Origin of the sequence: Pseudomonas xionganensis (assembly GCF_009763245.1) — a bacterium.
Classification (GTDB): Bacteria; Pseudomonadota; Gammaproteobacteria; order Pseudomonadales; family Pseudomonadaceae; genus Aquipseudomonas; species Aquipseudomonas xionganensis.
This window is the reverse complement of the sequence record NZ_WKJZ01000001.1, coordinates 854,019-871,020: the sequence shown is the minus strand read 5'-3', so window position 1 is coordinate 871,020 and position 17,002 is coordinate 854,019. Positions and strand designations below refer to the sequence as shown.

At 64.1% G+C, this 17,002-nt stretch carries 14 protein-coding genes and 2 pseudogenes; 9 read left to right on the top strand and 7 right to left on the bottom strand.

Annotated features, from left to right (window positions below):
- Nucleotides 1-132: 132 nt before the first annotated feature.
- Complete coding sequence (locus GJV18_RS18565; RefSeq protein ID WP_325065239.1) at nt 133-1,710, bottom strand: autotransporter family protein; 1,578 nt, start codon at nt 1,708-1,710, stop codon at nt 133-135.
- A gap of 561 nt (nt 1,711-2,271) precedes the next feature.
- Nucleotides 2,272-2,385: pseudogene (locus GJV18_RS18805) on the bottom strand (ESPR domain-containing protein); the annotation flags it as partial.
- 119 nt (nt 2,386-2,504) lie between these two features.
- Here GJV18_RS18805 and GJV18_RS03965 point away from each other — a divergent pair.
- From GJV18_RS03965 to GJV18_RS03955, 3 genes are all read left to right on the top strand, one after another.
- Nucleotides 2,505-3,161: a Fe2+-dependent dioxygenase gene (locus tag GJV18_RS03965; RefSeq protein ID WP_160343415.1), complete on the top strand. Its 657-nt coding sequence runs from the start codon at nt 2,505-2,507 to the stop codon at nt 3,159-3,161.
- 79 nt (nt 3,162-3,240) lie between these two features.
- Nucleotides 3,241-4,620, top strand: coding sequence for an ATP-dependent RNA helicase DbpA (dbpA, locus tag GJV18_RS03960; protein ID WP_160343414.1), 1,380 nt, complete (start codon nt 3,241-3,243; stop codon nt 4,618-4,620).
- Nucleotides 4,621-4,654: 34 nt separating this feature from the next.
- On the top strand, nt 4,655-5,890 hold the full coding sequence (locus tag GJV18_RS03955; protein ID WP_160343413.1) for a diguanylate cyclase domain-containing protein: 1,236 nt from the start codon (nt 4,655-4,657) through the stop codon (nt 5,888-5,890).
- Here the strand turns inward: GJV18_RS03955 and GJV18_RS03950 are convergent, their stop codons facing one another.
- A complete protein-coding gene (locus GJV18_RS03950) occupies nt 5,891-6,628 on the bottom strand; it encodes a substrate-binding periplasmic protein (protein ID WP_160343412.1) in 738 nt (245 codons plus the stop codon). It lies immediately after the preceding gene.
- 135 nt (nt 6,629-6,763) lie between these two features.
- On the opposite strand from GJV18_RS03950, the pseudogene GJV18_RS18800 reads away from it, so the two are divergent.
- From GJV18_RS18800 to GJV18_RS03940, 3 genes and pseudogenes are all read left to right on the top strand, one after another.
- A pseudogene (locus GJV18_RS18800) lies at nt 6,764-7,819 on the top strand (cache domain-containing protein); the annotation flags it as partial.
- A 66-nt stretch (nt 7,820-7,885) separates the two neighbouring features.
- Nucleotides 7,886-8,731: a methyl-accepting chemotaxis protein gene (locus tag GJV18_RS18795; protein ID WP_407692345.1), complete on the top strand. Its 846-nt coding sequence runs from the start codon at nt 7,886-7,888 to the stop codon at nt 8,729-8,731.
- Between the two features lie 143 nt (nt 8,732-8,874).
- Nucleotides 8,875-10,059 carry a BaiN/RdsA family NAD(P)/FAD-dependent oxidoreductase gene (locus tag GJV18_RS03940; RefSeq protein WP_160343410.1) on the top strand — a complete coding sequence of 395 codons (1,185 nt, stop codon included), beginning with the start codon at nt 8,875-8,877 and terminating at the stop codon, nt 10,057-10,059.
- Between the two features lie 95 nt (nt 10,060-10,154).
- On the opposite strand, the gene GJV18_RS03935 is transcribed toward GJV18_RS03940, so the two are convergent.
- Together GJV18_RS03935 and ald are read right to left on the bottom strand one after the other, a co-directional pair.
- The gene (locus tag GJV18_RS03935; protein WP_325065238.1) at nt 10,155-10,913 is read right to left on the bottom strand and encodes a substrate-binding periplasmic protein; all 759 of its coding nucleotides are present in this window, start codon (nt 10,911-10,913) and stop codon (nt 10,155-10,157) included.
- Between the two features lie 128 nt (nt 10,914-11,041).
- A complete protein-coding gene (gene ald, locus GJV18_RS03930) occupies nt 11,042-12,163 on the bottom strand; it encodes an alanine dehydrogenase (protein WP_160343409.1) in 1,122 nt (373 codons plus the stop codon).
- Between the two features lie 211 nt (nt 12,164-12,374).
- Between ald and yccS the strand changes: the two genes are divergently transcribed.
- From yccS to GJV18_RS03915, 3 genes are all read left to right on the top strand, one after another.
- On the top strand, nt 12,375-14,552 hold the full coding sequence (gene yccS / locus GJV18_RS03925; protein WP_160343408.1) for a YccS family putative transporter: 2,178 nt from the start codon (nt 12,375-12,377) through the stop codon (nt 14,550-14,552).
- A complete protein-coding gene (locus GJV18_RS03920; RefSeq protein WP_160343407.1) occupies nt 14,545-15,027 on the top strand; it encodes a GreA/GreB family elongation factor in 483 nt (160 codons plus the stop codon). Before yccS ends, GJV18_RS03920 begins: the two co-directional genes overlap by 8 nt.
- A 62-nt stretch (nt 15,028-15,089) precedes the next feature.
- Nucleotides 15,090-15,323, top strand: a complete 234-nt coding sequence (locus GJV18_RS03915) for a DUF2789 domain-containing protein (protein WP_160343406.1) — start codon at nt 15,090-15,092, stop codon at nt 15,321-15,323.
- A 24-nt stretch (nt 15,324-15,347) separates the two neighbouring features.
- On the opposite strand, the gene GJV18_RS03910 is transcribed toward GJV18_RS03915, so the two are convergent.
- Both GJV18_RS03910 and GJV18_RS03905 read right to left on the bottom strand, forming a co-directional pair.
- Nucleotides 15,348-15,845 carry a YgjP-like metallopeptidase domain-containing protein gene (locus GJV18_RS03910; RefSeq protein WP_160343405.1) on the bottom strand — a complete coding sequence of 166 codons (498 nt, stop codon included), beginning with the start codon at nt 15,843-15,845 and terminating at the stop codon, nt 15,348-15,350.
- A 37-nt stretch (nt 15,846-15,882) separates the two neighbouring features.
- The gene (locus GJV18_RS03905; protein WP_160343404.1) at nt 15,883-16,983 is read right to left on the bottom strand and encodes a PQQ-dependent sugar dehydrogenase; all 1,101 of its coding nucleotides are present in this window, start codon (nt 16,981-16,983) and stop codon (nt 15,883-15,885) included.
- Nucleotides 16,984-17,002 lie beyond the last annotated feature (19 nt).

Below are 17,002 nucleotides of genomic sequence, written 5' to 3'. Positions count from 1 at the left end.
AACGCCCGGACTAAGGCAAGACACAACAGATCGTCGGGGGGCATAGCCAGCGGAAAGCCCATAAAAACAGTGTTGCCGTAGTGGATAAGCCCGGGGGTGGCAGCGGCCAACACCCCGGGTCAGTTGCCGGGCTTAGAACGCCCAGCGTGCGGTCAACGAAGCCGAATGACTGAGAAAGTCCTCGCGGTACTCGGCATCGTAATTGGCGCTGAGCTCAGCACTGTCGCTGACGCGGTAGCTCAGCCCCAGCCCCGCACGCGCCAGCCAGGGGCTGGGCTCCAGACCCTCGGTGACAAAGCCCAGTCCCGGCGCACCGGCATAGGCGCTGGTGATACTGGCCTGTTCGTTGAGCACGTCATAGCCCACGCCCAGCTTCGCCGTGGCCTGCAGACGGGCATCGAAGGCATGCACCAACTCGCCATCCAGCCCGAGGATGAGGCTGTCGGTCGTGCGGCTGTCCACGTCGAGATTAAGCGCGTCGGCGCCCTTCTCCCGATAACCCTCATCACGAATCCAGCTGTAGTCGGCACGCAGGGCCGGGGTCAGGGTTGTGGCGTCGCTGATTACATAGTCATGGCTCAGGGCGATACCGGCATGGGCGATATGGCTGGTGTAGCTGGACTTGGCCGTGCTGCCCATAAACAGGATCTGGCGCTTGCCATCGGTACGCCCCTGGCCATAGTCGAGCTGCCAGCTCAGCTGAGTGGCGGCATCCAGGTCGTAGCTGCCGTAGCCGATCAACTGATACAGGTCCATCTCGGCGCTATTGGGCGCTGCCTGGGAGTCGCCATCCACCCGGCTGTTGGCGTAGGCGATGGCCAAACCGACGCGGCCTTGCGCGCTAAGCGCCACATCACCGCCGAAGACCAGGCCATGGGTATCCACATCGAAGCCGGCTACACCATCGCGTTTATCCTGGCGGGCCCAGGTACCAAAGGGCTGCAGCCACAGCTCGCCTTCACTAAGCAGCGCCTCACCAGAGGACTGGCCCTTGATACGACCCTTCAGCACATTACCCACGGCATTGGCGGCATTATTGGTTGCGGCCTGGGAGCTGCCGACCAGCAAGGGCAGGGTCTGGCTGGCAGCATCAGAAACCTGCTGCTCGGTTGCCAACTGTCCCAGATTGGTGACCACCTGCTGCATGGCCGGCGTGCCGCCACCACTGGCGATAATCTGATCCAGCACCCGCGCCGCACCCAGGGCGGGGTTATTGTTATTGGCCTGGGCCGAGCTGGTAACGCTGGTATTGGCAGCCTGGACGATCTTAAAGTCGACAAAGCCACCCACCCCTTCAGTAGCCAGGCTGAGGAAATCGAACAGCGCACTATTGTCCTGCACCTGGCTGAAATTACCGGTCAAGGTACCCATGGGCGTACTCAACACCTTGTTCAGGGTATCGCCCACCGCCAGGGTATTCACTGCGGCCACATTGACGTATGCCTGGCTGCCGCTGTGTAGAGTCGCATCATGCGTGACAAGCAGCCTGCTAAAACCTACCTCGGTATCCAGTGACTGCGCGGCAATGCTGAAAACGCCACCACTGCCCAGGGTAAAGTCGCCATTGATTGATGACGAAATATAGAGGCCGCCGGTATCGCCCACCTGAACGGTGGCATTGCCCGCCTGTACATCACCGAAGATAGCTGAGCCTGAAAGCAATACCAGCTTGTTGCCCGAACCGGTTAGCTTAATGGCATTGCCACCCACGCCACCGCTGATTGTTCCGCTGTTATAGATAGTCGAGTCGCCAGTACTAATGATCCCTGCTCCCGCAATGCCTGAAGCCCCAGAGAGAGTACCAGCGCCACCAACCCCTGCGTCACCTCCACGGATAGTAGCGCCCAAGGCATTGGTCAGAGTAAATCCATAACCAGATATACCCGCACCACCATTACCCCCATCACCGCCCTCAGTACCGACACCACCCGCACCCCCGTCACCACCATAGATACTGCCGCGGTTAATCAATTGAAAAGTGTCACCGCGCAACCCGGCGCCACCAGCGCCACCATTGCCTGCGACAGTATTATTTCCGCCAGTGCCACCGTCCCCTCCGGAAAAGTTTTCCGCGCTTTCCAGATCAAAACCACTACCAGTTGCTGCGTCTCCCCCTGTACCACCTGAAGTTGCTATAGCCGCAAATCCAGCGTCCCCGGGCGCCCCAGAATCACCGGCACACGCTGTAGACCAGACCCCGCTACCCGAAAGCGCACAGGACCCAGGCAAGGCATATGCATATTGAACACTGCCCAATAGCGCCAACATCACCGCCCCCGCCAGCGGCTTGATCACTTGCCCACCCTGGCTACGGCTGGCGGTTTCCGGCGCAACCTGCATGGCGCCGAGGCTGCGGTTAAAGACCAACTTATAGCTTTTGTTCATTGAGTGGCTTCCTGGATAACGGACTGACAGCAAGGACAAGGACAGATAAAATCGGTCGATCATAGCAAAATGACACTGTCGTGCCAGCATGCCCCGGCCACCTTGATAGGAATCCCTCCGTGCACCACCTGATCCTTAACGACATCCTGCCCCCGGCCTTGCTGGAGCAGGTACGCCGCGTGCTGGTCGCCGACAACTTTAGCGATGGGAAAAACAGTGCCGAGGGCTTGGCCCGCGGGGCCAAGTACAATCTGCAACTGGCTTCAGATCAGCACAGCGGCATGCTCGACGCCATTGCCCAGGTGCTCTACGACCGCGCCGAAGTCCAGGCATTCGCGACGCCCTGGCATATCGGCCGACCGATGATCAATCGCTTCGAGCCCGGCATGGCCTATGGTATGCACTCCGACAGCGCCTATATGGGTACGCTGCGCACCGATGTGGCCTACACCCTGTTTCTCGAAGACCCGACCAGCTATGACGGTGGTGAGTTACAGATCCTCAGCCGTGGGCACACCTTCCAGTTCAAGCTCCCCGCCGGCAGCCTGCTGCTCTATCCCTGCGGCGATCTGCATCAGGTCCTGCCGGTCACCCGCGGTGTGCGTCATGCCGCCGTGGGCTGGATCCAGAGTCGCATCCGCGACGCCGACCAACGTGAGCTGATTGCCAAGCTCAAGGCGGTACCCCTGTATATCGGCGAGGAGCCGCGCTTTCGCGATCTGGCCATCCAGACCGGCGAATGCATCCAGCGCCTGATCCGCATGTGGGGTGATTAAAGACTGTCGGTCGCCGCATCCGTGAATCACTGGCCGCCCCTGTTACACTGCGGGCCATTTTGCTGACCAGGCCCATCCCGTGACTGCTACTGCCTTTGCCTCCCTGCCCCTGTCCGCCGCCATGCTGGCCAACCTTGAGTCCCTCGGCTACAGCGAGATGACCCCGATCCAGGCCCAGAGCCTGCCGGTGATGCTCAAGGGCATGGACCTGATTGCCCAGGCCAAGACCGGCAGCGGCAAGACCGCGGCCTTCGGCATCGGCCTGCTCAACCCGCTCAACCCGCGCTTCTTCGGCTGCCAGGCGCTGGTGTTGTGCCCGACCCGCGAGTTGGCCGATCAGGTGGCCAAGGAGCTGCGCCGTCTGGCCCGTGGCGCCGACAACATCAAGATTCTCACCCTCTGTGGCGGTGTGCCCTTCGGCCCGCAGATCGGCTCCCTGGAGCATGGCGCGCAGATTATCGTCGGCACGCCGGGGCGCATTCAGCAGCATCTGAGCAAGGGCACGCTTAAGCTCGATGGGCTCAACACCCTGGTGCTGGACGAAGCCGACCGCATGCTCGACATGGGCTTTTACGACAGCATCGCCGAGATCATCCAGCAGACCCCGGCGCGCCGGCAGACCCTGCTGTTCTCCGCCACCTACCCGGCCGGAATCAAGCAGCTGTCGGCGACCTTTATGCGCGACCCGCAGCAGGTCAAGGCCGAGGCCCTGCACGACGACAGCCAGATCGAGCAGCGCTTCTACGAGATCGCCCCGGAGCAGCGTATGGACGCTGTGGTCAAGCTGCTGGCCAGCTTTCGCCCGCAGTCCTGCGTGGCCTTCTGCTTTACCAAGCAGCAATGCCAGGAGCTGGTCGAGCACCTGAGTGCCAGGGGTATCAGCGCCGCAGCCCTGCATGGCGACCTGGAGCAGCGTGACCGCGATCAGGTGCTGGCGATGTTTGCCAATCGCAGCCTGTCGGTGCTGGTGGCCACCGATGTGGCGGCCCGCGGCCTGGATATCGATGCCCTCGATATGGTGATCAATGTCGAACTGGCCCGCGATGCCGAGATTCATATTCACCGCGTCGGCCGTACCGGCCGTGCCGGGGAAAAGGGCCTGGCCCTGAGCCTGGTGGCTCCGGCCGAGGGCCACCGCGCCCAGGCCATCGAGGACCTGCAGAAGGCGCCGCTCAACTGGCAGCCACTCGACGCGCTCAAAGCCAAGACCGGCGAGCCGCTGCAGGCACCGATGGTCACCCTGTGCATCGCCGCCGGGCGCAAGGACAAGCTGCGCCCCGGCGATATCCTCGGCGCGTTGACCGGTGAAGCGGGCATCCCCGGGGCCCAGGTGGGCAAGATCGCCATCTTCGACTACCAGGCCTATGTGGCGGTGCAGCGCGAAGTGGCCAAGCAGGCGCTCAAACGCCTGAGCGAGGGTAAGATCAAGGGCCGCTCGCTACGCGTGCGCGCCCTGTAGTGTAGGCAGGCAGCCGGCGAACGAGGAGCAGCCCATGCGCAATATCCTGGTGGTGGAAGACAGCCCCCTGGTGCTGAAAATCCTGGAGCATCTGTTCCGCAAGGAGCCCAGCTTCCAGCCGATCTTCTGCGCCAGCCTGGATGAAGCCCGGGTGATGCTGGAAACCTCCGCCAGCCTGTTCTTCGCCGCCATCGTCGACCTCAACCTGCCGGACGCCCCGGATGGCGAGATCGTCGACCTGGTGATGGGCTACCACCTGCCCTGCATCGTGCTCAGCGGCAGCTACAACGAGCAGCGCCGCGACCAGATGCTGCTCAAGGGCGTGGTCGACTATGTACTCAAGGAAAGCCAGCACTCCTACGAGTACGCTTTCCGCCTGCTGCACCGCCTGGAAGGCAACAGCCAGGTGAAGATCCTCATCGCCGAGGACAGCGAGGCCACCCGCCACTACATCCGCAATGTGCTGACCCCGCACCGCTACCAGATCATCGACGCTTGCGATGGCGATGAGGCCCTGCGCATCCTCCGTGAGCAGCCGGATATCGACCTGCTGCTGGTGGACCACAGCATGCCGGGCATGAGTGGTTTCGAACTGGTCAAGCTCTTGCGGCAGAAGATGAAGCGCCACGAGCTGATCATTCTCGGCCTGTCGGCTGACACGAAAGGCTCGCTCAGCGCCATGTTTATCAAGCACGGCGCCGACGATTTTCTGCGCAAGCCGTTCTGCCCGGAGGAGCTCAACTGCCGGGTCATGTCGACCCTGGAGCGCCGCGACCTGATGCGCGCACTCAAGCAGGCCGCGCAGTTCGATGCCCTCACCGGACTGAACAACCGCCGCGCCTTCTATGAGCACGGTCAGCAACTGTTCGCCCAGGCCAAGGCCGGCGGCCGCGAGCTGAGCGTGGCGATGATCGACCTGGATCACTTCAAACGGATCAACGACGAACATGGCCACGCCAGTGGCGACGCGGCGCTGATCACCTTCGCCCGGGCCTTCTCCGCCACCTTCCCCGACGCCCTACTCGGGCGCCTGGGTGGCGAGGAGTTCGCCATGCTCAGCCAGCAGGATGGCGAAGCCCTGAGCGACGCCCTGGATCAGCTGCGCGCCCAGTGCGCCAGCCTGAAATACGCCACCGGCGCGCCGCCCCTGTCCTTTAGCGCCGGCATCCACCAGGGCGCTCCGGACGACCTGGAAAGTGCCCTGCACCAGGCCGATATGCGCCTGTACCAGGCCAAGAAGGCCGGCCGCGGACGCAACTGCTGGCAGTGATCACAAGCCATGCCGCCGAAATATCTCGGCGTAGCTGCCATCGACCCGCATGGCCTCAATACTCTGATTGAAGGCTTCGGCAATCTGCTGGTGCTCTGGATGCCTGCGGCTGACCAGAATATGCAGGCCACGCTCACTCAAGGGTTGCGCCAGGAACTCCAGCCGATGGCCGACCTCTGCCAGGCTGCGGCCCAAGTGATAGCGCGCCACCAGTTCATCCTCCAGGGTCAATTGCACCCGCTGCGCCAGCAGCATGCGCGCACCGACCTCGAAGCCAACCACACCGATCTTGTTCAGCCGGCTGTCCAGGTCAAACTCACGGGAATAGGCATACCCCCGCACCACGGCAATGCTGTGGGGATACAGATCCGACAACTGCTGGAACTCGATCTGGCTACCCTTGCGCCGCAGAAAACGAATGCGATTGGTCAGGTAGGGCCGCGAGTAATAGCCAAAGGCCGCCCGTTCTTCGTTGAACCAGGCACTGATCAGCACATCGTAAGTGCCTTTCTCCACCCCCTGTAAGGCACGTTCCCAGGGCACCTGCACATAGCGCGTGGAATAGCCGGCACGGCTCAAGGCAGTGGCCACCAGGTCGCTGGCCAGACCGTTGTTCAACAGCGTCGCATCATTGAACGGCGGCCAGGGGTCCGCGACCAGGCGCAGGGGCGGTTCGGCAGCGGCATACAGGGGCAGTAGCAGAGCCCAGGGCAACAAGCAGAAACGTAGCCGCATCATCTACACACTCTCTTACCAGCAGAGGCTGAGCATAGTGCAGCCGAATCACTTGTGCGCCTGGCGCCCGGGGCAGGCTTAACTATCCTCTACAGACGCCAATGCAGTGCCAGCCCCATCCGCGAGGAGGCGAGCCCCATGAGTATCAAGTCCAAACTGCTGCTGAGTTTTCTGGTGGCCACCCTGATCCCGGTGCTGACGGTGGCCCTACTGACGATCCGTAATGTCACGAACCAGGCCAAGGACAACTTCCTCGCCTCCAGCAGCCTGGATATGCAGCTGATCAACAACAGTTTCGCCACCTTCTTTGACTCGGTGGGCTACACCGTATCGGCCCTGGCGGAGTATCCCGCGGTGCGAGATACCCAGGCCGGTGAGCTGAGCACTTATTTTGGCGAGGCGCGCAAGCCGGGTCAGGTGGCCACGGCCAATGGAGGGCGCGAGAAGCAGATCTTCGACTATTTCTCCAGCATCGGCGCCAACAACCCCACCTTCGGCTACGTCTACATGAGCGACACCCAGGGCGGCTATGTGGAGTGGCCCGGCACGGGTGATTACGGCGACTGGGATCCACGCAAACGCGAGTGGTACACCATCGGCCGAGACGCCAACTTTACCCTGGGACGCCGCGACGGCTATTACTGGGAGCCGGATGACGCGGTCTATGTCTCGGTACTCAAGGGGTTCAAGGACACCGCCGGGCAGTTTGCCGGGGTGGTGGCGGTCGATGTGTCGCTCAAGGCGCTCACGGACATGGCGCAGAAGGTGCGTTTCGGCGAAACCGGTTTTCTGGTGCTGGTGGAAGGCAGCGGCACCGTGCTGGTCGACGGCCTGCAGCCAGACAACAACTTCAAGAAAATCAGCGACCTGCCCGGCGAGCACTTTGCCCGCATCGGCACGACCGAAAGCGGCCTGGTTGAGGTGGAGATCGATGGGGCGGCGTATATGGCCAACGTCTACACCTCTCCCGAGCTGGGCTGGAAGTTTGTCGGCTTCAAGCAGGCCGACGAGATCTACGCGAGCGCCCGCGAGTTGTCCTGGATCACCCTGGTCGTCTGCGTGGTGCTGGTGCTGGGCTTCGGGATTGCAGGCGTGATCATTGCCCAGCGCATCGTCAACCCGATCAACCTGGTAAAGGAAGGGCTGCGCACCATCGCCCAGGGCGAGGGCGATCTGACCCGCCGCCTGGCCCTGCTCAGCGAGGATGAAACCGGCGAGCTGGCCAAGTGGTTCAATCAGTTCATCGAATCCACCCAGGGCATGATCCGGGTGATCAAGGACAACGCCATCAGCATGCATGAGGTGTCCGCCAATACCAACGCCCGCACCACCGCCATGACGGCCACCCTGCAGGGTCAGCTGAGTGCGGTGGAGCAGATCGTCACGGCCGTGACGCAAATGTCCTCGGCGGCCAATGAAGTGGCCAAGACCTGCGTGCGTACGGCTGATGTGGCCGAGCAGGGACTCCGGGCCACCTGCGATGGCAAGGAGGTCATCGGCCGCAGCATCACCGGCGTCAACAACCTGGGTAGCAGCATCAAGCGCTCCAGCCAGGTGATCCAGGAGCTGGAAAAGGAAACGGTCAACATCAACAACATTCTCTCGACCATTCAGCAAATTGCCGAGCAGACCAACCTGCTGGCCCTCAATGCCGCCATCGAAGCGGCCCGGGCGGGCGAGCAGGGCCGCGGTTTTGCCGTGGTGGCCGACGAGGTGCGCAACCTGGCCAAACGCACCCAGGACTCGACTGGGGAGATCAACAATATCCTCAACCTGCTGGTCAGCCGGATCAAGGAAGTGACCGTCAGCATGGATCAGAGCCTCAGCGAGTCGGACAGGGCCAGCAGCCTGTCCGACGAAGTCCTGGCCGCCTTCGAAAGCATCGAAAGCAATGTGCAGATGATCCGTGACATGACCACGCAGATTGCCACCGCCACGGAAGAGCAGCATCTGGTCACCGAGGAGATCAATCAGAACATCGTGGCCATCAATGATGGGGTCACCCAGATTTCCACCCAGGCCGCCGAAGTGGAAGGCTACGCCCAGGAGCAGAGCAACCTGAGCGGTGAACTGAAGCAGTTGGTGGTGCGCTTCCGCACGGAGTGAAGACAAGCGCCAGCCGGCAGAGGCAACAGGTATTGCCGCCCGACCAGCGCCGGGCCTGTCCCCCATGAAAGCGCGTGGGGGCTGGGGTAAGATTCGCCTCCCTTGCCGCGCCGCGGCAGGGCCAGCGGATCGAGGACAACAGCGTGGTCGAAACAGATGTGGTGATTATCGGCGCCGGCGCCGCCGGGCTGATGTGCGCGGCAACGGCGGCGGCGCGCGGCCGCCGGGTGCTGCTGCTGGATCACGCCAACAAGGCCGGCAAGAAGATCCTGATGTCCGGCGGCGGGCGCTGCAACTTCACCAACCTGTACTGCGAGCCGAGCAACTTTCTCTCGGAAAATCCGCACTTCTGCAAATCCGCCCTGGCCCGCTATACCCAGTGGGATTTTCTCGCTCTGGTGGGCAAGCATGGCGTGCCCTACCACGAGAAGAAACTGGGCCAGCTGTTCTGCGACCACAAGGCCAGCGATATCCTCGACATGCTCCTGGCCGAGTGCGACCAGGCTGGCGTGCAACTGCACCTGAACACCTCGGTCAGCCAGATCGACAAGATGGAGACTGGCTACCGCCTGCAGACCAGCATGGGCGGGCTGCACTGCCAGTCGCTGGTGATCGCCACCGGAGGCCTGTCGATCCCGACCCTGGGCGCCACGGGCTTTGGCTACCAGGTGGCGCAGCAGTTCGGTCACCAGCTATTGCCGACCCGCGCCGGCCTAGTGCCCTTTACCCTCACCGACCCGCAGCTCAAGGCGCTGTGCACCGAGCTGTCCGGCACCTCGGTGGAGGATTGTGTGGTCAGCTGCAACGGCCAGAGCTTCAAGGAAAACATCCTGTTCACCCACCGCGGTCTGTCCGGTCCTGCGATCCTGCAGATCTCCTCGTTCTGGCAGCCCGGCGATACCCTGCATATCGACCTGCTGCCGCATATCGACCTGCCCGAGTGGCTGACCGAACAGCAGCGTGAGCGCCCCAACAGCGAGCTGAAAACCCTGCTGGGCGAGCTGTTCACCAAGAAGATGGCCGCCCTGCTGGTCGACAACTGGTTCGTCAACAAACCGCTGAAGCAGCATACGCCGGCCGAGCTCAAGGCCATTGCCCAGCGCCTGGCCGACTGGCAACTGGTACCGGCCGGCACCGAGGGCTACCGCACCGCCGAAGTAACCCTGGGCGGGGTGGATACCCGCGAGGTGTCGTCCAAGACCCTGGAGTCGCTGAAATCGCCGGGGCTGTATTTTGTCGGCGAAGTGCTGGATGTCACCGGCCACCTGGGCGGCTTCAACTTCCAGTGGGCCTGGGCCTCGGGCTATGCGGCGGCGCAATACGTCTAGGGGCTGTCGCCATTGCATTCGCGCTCGCGCCGGAGCCAGCGTTGTGCGCGGCCAGGCAGGTTGCGGATGGGCAATGCGCTGATCGCGGTGCTTCCCTAATCGGTCGGCGGCAGCGGCTCGCCGGGCAGCCACTTGTGGTAGATGGCGGCAAAACTGCCATCGGCCTTCATATCGTCCAGCTCGCGCTGCCAGCGGGCGATCAGCGCGTCGTCGGTGCCCAGGGAAAAGGCGATATAGCTGTCGCTATGCATAAAGCTGAACAGCAGCTGCACCTCGTCGGGCTGAATATCACCCTGGGCCAGCATGGCATTGAGGCTCAGATTATCCAGCACCATCAGTTTCACCCGGCCGCGCTTGAGCATGCTGATCATCTGGGTCGGGCTGGTCACCGGGTAGAGGTTGTCGAAGCCTTCATCCCGCAGACGCTGATGACTGTACCAGTCCCGCGGCACGGCAATTTCCTCGAAGGCACGGGCCTGCTCCAGGCTGTCGATACCGATAAAGGAGCTGCGCAGGGCATAGAAGCCGGTGATATTGCGGGTCAACGGGCCCACCCACTTGAACAGTGCTTCCCGCGGTTCGGTGCGCATGGTCACGAACAGCCCGGTATTGGGCCGCTGCAGGGCCTGCTGATAGCCCCGGGCCCAGGGCACCACGCGAATCATCACGTTCTGCCCGGTGCGACGCATGATCTCGCGCACCACCTCGGTGGAGAGCCCGGTGGGTTCGCCATTCTGGCTGAAGTTGATCGGCGGGTATTCCTCGGTGTACAGGCGCAAGGCCTGGGTCTGCGCCAGACCCAGGCTGGCAACCAGCAGCGCGGCTATTCCTAGAAGAACTCTGACTGCGAGCACGGCACCGGCCTCATTCACACCACTCAGTGATGAGCTTAGCCTGAGCCAGGCCAACTGCATGACGATTGTCACAGACAGAAACAGCCCAGGGCACCGTGCGCCGCCGGGTACGCGGCGCATGCACGGCCCTATAACTGCCCCAGCACCTCCTGCGCCGGCTGGTAGGCCAGGCCATGGGCCTCGGCCACACTGGCACAGGTGACCTGCCCACAGGCCACATTGAGCCCGGCCAGCAGATGCGGGTCGTCCTGCAGTGCGCGGCGGGTGCCCTTCTCGGCCAGGGCGATAACGAACGGCAGGGTGGCGTTGTTCAGCGCCAGGGTCGAGGTACGGGCCACGGCTCCGGGCATATTGGCCACGCAGTAGTGCACCACCTCGTCCACCACATAGATAGGGTCGGCATGGGTGGTGGCGCGGGACGTCTCGGCGCAACCGCCCTGGTCGATGGCCACGTCCACCAGCACCGCGCCGGGCTGCATCTGCCGCACCATCTCGGCGCTGATCAGCTTGGGCGCGGCGGCCCCGGGAATCAGCACCCCACCGATCACCAGATCGGCGCCCAGTACCTGCTCGCGCACCGCGGCGCGGGTCGAGTAGAGGGTGGTGATGCGGTTGCCGTACTGGGCATCCAGGCGGCGCAGGGCATCCACGCTCTTGTCCAGCACCGTGACGCTGGCACCCAGGCCCACCGCCATGGCCAGGGCCTGACTGCCGACCACCCCGCCGCCAAGGATCACCACCTTGCCCGGTGCCACCCCGGGCACCCCGCCGAGCAGCACCCCACGTCCACCACGGGCCTTTTCCAGGCAGCTGGCACCGGCCTGGATCGACATGCGCCCGGCCACCTCGGACATCGGCGCCAGCAGCGGCAGGCGGCCATGGCTGTCGGTGACGGTTTCATAGGCGATGCAGGTGGCGCCGCTGGCCAGCAGCTCGTCGGTCTGCGGCCGGTCCGGAGCCAGGTGCAGGTAGGTAAACAGAGTGTGATCCGCACGTAGACGCGCGCGCTCCACCGCCAGGGGTTCCTTGACCTTGACGATCAGCTCGGCACGCTCGAACACCTCGGGCGCATCCTTGGCGATCTGTGCGCCGGCACTCAGGTAGTCCTGGTCGCTAAAGCCGATGGCCGCGCCGGCCTGGGTTTCGACCCAGAGCTGATGGCCAAGCGCGCAGAGTTCGGCCACCGACTGCGGGGTCAGGCCGACGCGGTATTCATGGTTCTTGATTTCCTTGGGCACACCGATACGCATGGTTCTCTCCAGACTGGATGCTTACCTGAAAGTCTAGAAAAACCCTGGCTAGGGCCACGCTGATTTGTCATGGCCTTTCAGGGCAATTACCTGAAAATCATCTCATCACGACAAATAGCCCCAACCACAGGGCGCCGGCAAACCGACTGGGGGGCTGCCCGGCGGGCGTCGACTCCGTTAGGCTGCTCACCTGCACGTCGAGAGTCCCTGCATGTCCAACCACCGCCTCAGTCAATCCCTGCGTCGCCTCTGGGCACTGGAGAAATTCAGCTACAGCCTGCGGGTGTTTGTTGCCCTCGGCGGTGCCCTGGCGCTGTGCTGGAGCCAGGGCTGGATGCATGCGCTGACGCCGCTGTTTCTCGGCATCATCGCCAGCGCCCTGGCGGAAACCGACGACAGCTGGCAGGGCCGTCTGGGCGCCTTGCTGGTGACCCTGGGCTGCTTCACGGCCGCGGCCTATGCGGTGGAATGGCTGTTCCCCCAGCCCTGGTTGTTTGTCATCGCCCTGGCCCTGGCGGCCTTCTGCCTGACCCTGCTCGGCGCCCTCGGCGAGCGCTACGCCACCCTGGGCGCGGCGACCCTGATCCTCGCGGTGTACAGCATGATCGGCGTGGAACAGCGCGGTGGCGCCGCCGGGCTGTGGCGCGAACCGCTGCTGCTGGTGGCCGGCGCAGCCTGGTATGGGCTGCTCTCGGTGCTCTGGCAGGCTGCCTTCGCCAACCAGGCGGTGCAGCACAGCCTGGCCCGCCTGTTCCGTGAGCTAGGCCTGTACCTCAAGCTCAAGGCGGCGCTGTTCGAGCCCGTGCGCCAGCTCGATGTGGAGGCGCGGCGGCTGGCCCTGGCCCAGCAGAACAGCCGGGTGGTGGCGGCACTCAACGCCGCCAAGGAGATCCTCCTGCACCGGGTCGGCCACGGACGCTCGGGCGCTCAACTGAGCCGCTACCTGAAACTGTACTTTCTCGCCCAGGATATTCACGAACGCGCCAGCAGCTCCCATCACCCGTACCCCGAGCTGACCGAGGCCTTTTTCCACAGCGATGTGCTGTTTCGCTGCCAGCGCCTGCTGCGTCTGCACGGCGAAGCCTGTCAGCGCCTGGCCGGCGCCATCGAGCTGCGCCAGCCCTTCGTATACCGCGAGCTGTGCAGCCAGGCCCTGGAAGACCTGCACGCCGCCCTCGACCACCTGCACCTGCAAAGCAACCCGGCCTGGCGCCAGCTGCTGCGCTCCCTCGGCGCCCTGGCCGGCAACCTGCGCAGCCTGGACGAGGCGCTCAGCCAGGCGAGCAACCCCGATGCCCTGGCCGAACAGCAGGACAGCAGCCTGCTGGACCGCGAACCGCATTCCCTGCGCGAGGTGGCCGAACGCATCGGCCAGCAGCTAACGCCCACCTCCCTGCTGTTTCGCCACGCCCTGCGCCTGGCCATCGCCCTGGCCGCCGGCTACGGCCTGCTGCACTGGATTCATCCCGAGCAGGGCTACTGGATCCTGCTGACCACCCTGTTCGTCTGCCAACCCAACTACGGCGCCACCCGCCTCAAGCTGGTGCAGCGCATCGCCGGCACCCTGCTCGGCCTGGCTCTGGGCTGGGCGCTGTTCGACCTGTTCCCCGACCCACGGATCCAGGCGCTGTTCGCCGTGGTCGCCGGGGTGGCCTTCTTCGCCTGGCGCAGCACCCGCTACACCCTGGCCACCGCGGCCATCACCCTGCTGGTGCTGTTCTGCTTCAACCAGGTGGGCGATGGTTCCGGCCTGTTCCTGCCGCGCCTGGTGGATACCCTGCTCGGCGGTCTGATCGCCGGCCTTGCGGTGCTGTTGATCCTGCCGGACTGGCAGGGGCGGCGCCTGCACCGGCTGCTGGCGGGTACCCTGAGCTGCAACAGCCGCTACCTGCAGCAGATCATCCGCCAGTACGCCAGCGGCAAGCATGACGATCTGGCCTATCGCCTGGCCCGACGCGATGCCCATAACGCCGATGCCAGCCTGTCCAGCACCCTGGCCAATATGCTGATGGAGCCGGGTCACTTCCGAAAGGACGCCGATCTGGGTTTTCGCTTTCTGCTGCTCTCGCACACCCTGCTCAGCTACCTCTCGGGCCTTGGCGCGCACCGCGGCGAAACCCGCCTGGAGGGTGAGCAGCATGCCCTGCTGCTGGCCGCCGGGCAGCTGGCGGACAGCCTGGAAGAGATCGCCCGCTGCCTGCGCGACAACCAGCCACTGGCCGTGCACAGCGACGCCGAGGAACAGCTGGCCGCGCAGCTGGAGCAGCCCCATGAAAGCCATGACGATACCCAGCGCCTGGTGCAGACCCAGCTGGCCCTGATCTGCCGCCAGCTGGGGCCGCTGCGCACCCTGGCCGGCCACCTGCTAAGAGATAAGCCCCATGAATAAAGCCAGCCTGCACCAGCAGGTCATCAGCCAGCTGGAAACCCTGCAGGCCACCGCCCGTGGCGCCGCCCAGACGGCCTACGAAGCGGCCACCGACGAAGCCAATATCGCCGAGAACAAGTACGACACCCTGGGCCTGGAAGCCTCTTACCTCGCCACTGGCCAGGCACGCCGGGCCGAGGAACTGCGCCACACCCTGGGTATCTGGAAGCAGCTGGTACTGCGCCCCTTCGACCCGGACGTCGGCATACAACTCGGCGCCCTGATCTGTCTGGCCGACAGCCAGGATCGACAGCAATGGCTGTTTCTCGGCCCGGAAGGGGCGGCGATGAAGCTGCACCACGAGGGCCACAGCGTGCAGGTAATCGGCCCCCAGTCGCCCCTGGGCCGGGCGCTGCAGGGCAAGGGCTGTGGCGATGAAGTGGAGGTACAGGTGGGCCAGGCGCGGCAGTATTACCAAGTGCTGCGGGTCGACTAATCGGGCACTGTGGGCAAAAGCCGACTAGTTTGTCTGTACCGCCCGCAACTGGAGCCCCCGTCATGGAAGCCCCCATCCACAGCCTGGCCAACCTGTTCAAACAGCTCGGCCTGGATCATGAACCCGCCGCCATCGAGGCCTTTATCCGCCGCCACTCGCCGCTGCCGGAGCGTTTTGAACTGGCCGACGCGCCGTTCTGGAGCCCGGCCCAGGCCGCCTTTCTGCGCGAGGAGATCCTCGAAGACGCCGACTGGGCGGAGATCGTCGATCAGCTCAATCTGCAGCTGCGCGGTTAAGTATGCAGCGCCGGCGATTCGGCCTCAGGTGACAGGCAACTCGCGCCAGGTGAGATAGACGCGCAGATCGAACTCCAGCTGGTGATAGCCGGGCAGCATATGCTCGCAAAGCTTGTAGAAGGCCTTGTTGTGCTCGGCCTCCTTCAGGTGGGCCAGCTCGTGCACCACGATCATCTGCAGAAACTGCGGCGCCGCCTCCTTGAACAGCGCGGCCACGCGGATCTCCTTCTTGGCCTTGAGCTTGCCGCCCTGCACCCGCGACACCGCCGTGTGCAGACCGAGGGCGCGATGGGTCAGGTCCAGGCGATTGTCGTAGAGCACCTTGTCGATGGCCGGGGCATTGCGCAGGTAGGTCTGTTTGAGCTCCAGCACATAGGCATACAGCGCCTTGTCGCTCTGGATTTCATGGCGCCCACTGTAGGACTGCGCCAGGTAGTCGCCCAGACGGCCCTGGGCGATCAGCTGGCGGATCTTGTCCTGCAGGGACGCAGGGTAGGCTTGCAGGTATTTAAGCGTTGTCATGCTGGGTAGTTGGGCGGATAGAGGCCGACAGTATGCCTTAATCGGCCGGCACGACCTTGAGCACCCGCCCCTTGGCGTTGTCGGTCAGCAGATACAGGGCGCCATCCGGGCCACTGCGTACATCACGGATACGCTCGCCCAGTTCCTCGAACAACACGTCCTCGCCGGCCAGCTTGCCGTCCAGCAGGCGGATACGGCGCACGCTGCGTTCGGCCAGGGTGGCGGCGAACAGGTCGCCCTGCCACTGCGGGAACAGCGCACCGCGGTACTGGGTCAGGCTCGACGGCGCCACCGAGGGCGTCCAGTGCAGCAACGGCGGCTGCAAGCCAGGCAGCGTGGTGTAGGGGCTGATCAGCGCGCCGGTGTAATCCACGCCCTGGGTCACCAGGGGCCAGCCATAATTGCGCCCGGCCTCGATCAGGTTGAGCTCGTCACCGCCGCGGGGGCCATGCTCGTGGCTGTACAGGCGTCCGGCTTCGGCGTCATAGAAAATCCCCTGCACATTACGATGGCCCAGGCTGTAGATCTCCGGCGCAGCGCCGGCCTGATCACGCAGGGGGTTGTCCGCCGGCACGCTGCCATCGCGGTTCAGGCGCACGATCTTGCCCAGATGATTGCCCGGGTTTTGTGCATCCTCGCGCCAGTCGAAACCGTCGCCCAGGGTCAGCACCAGGGTCTGGTCCGGCAGAAAGGCGATACGACCACCATAGTGGGCGGCCCCGGTTTTCAGGGGCTGGGCGGTAAACAGCACCTTGACATCCTGCAACTCGCCCTCGACCAGGCGGCCCCGGGCCAGACGGGTATTGTTGGCCTGCTCGCTGCCATGGGCATAACTCAGGTAGACCCACTGGTTACGGGCGAACTCGGGATCCAGGGCCACCTCCATCAGCCCGGCCTGGGCCGCGACAAAGGCTTCGGGCACGCCGCTGACAGGCTCTGGATCGAGGCGGCCATCGGCCTCGATCAGGCGCAGACGGCCAACCCGCTCGGTCACCAGCATGCGCCCATCGGGCAGAAAGGCCAGGGACCAGGGAAATTCCAGCCCCTCGCTCAGGGTTTCGATACGGTAATCCATGGCCTGGGCCACAGGGCTGCCAAGCAGGCTCAGCAACAAGGGGATAAGGAACGGCTTGGACATGGCGCGGGCCTTGGGCAGG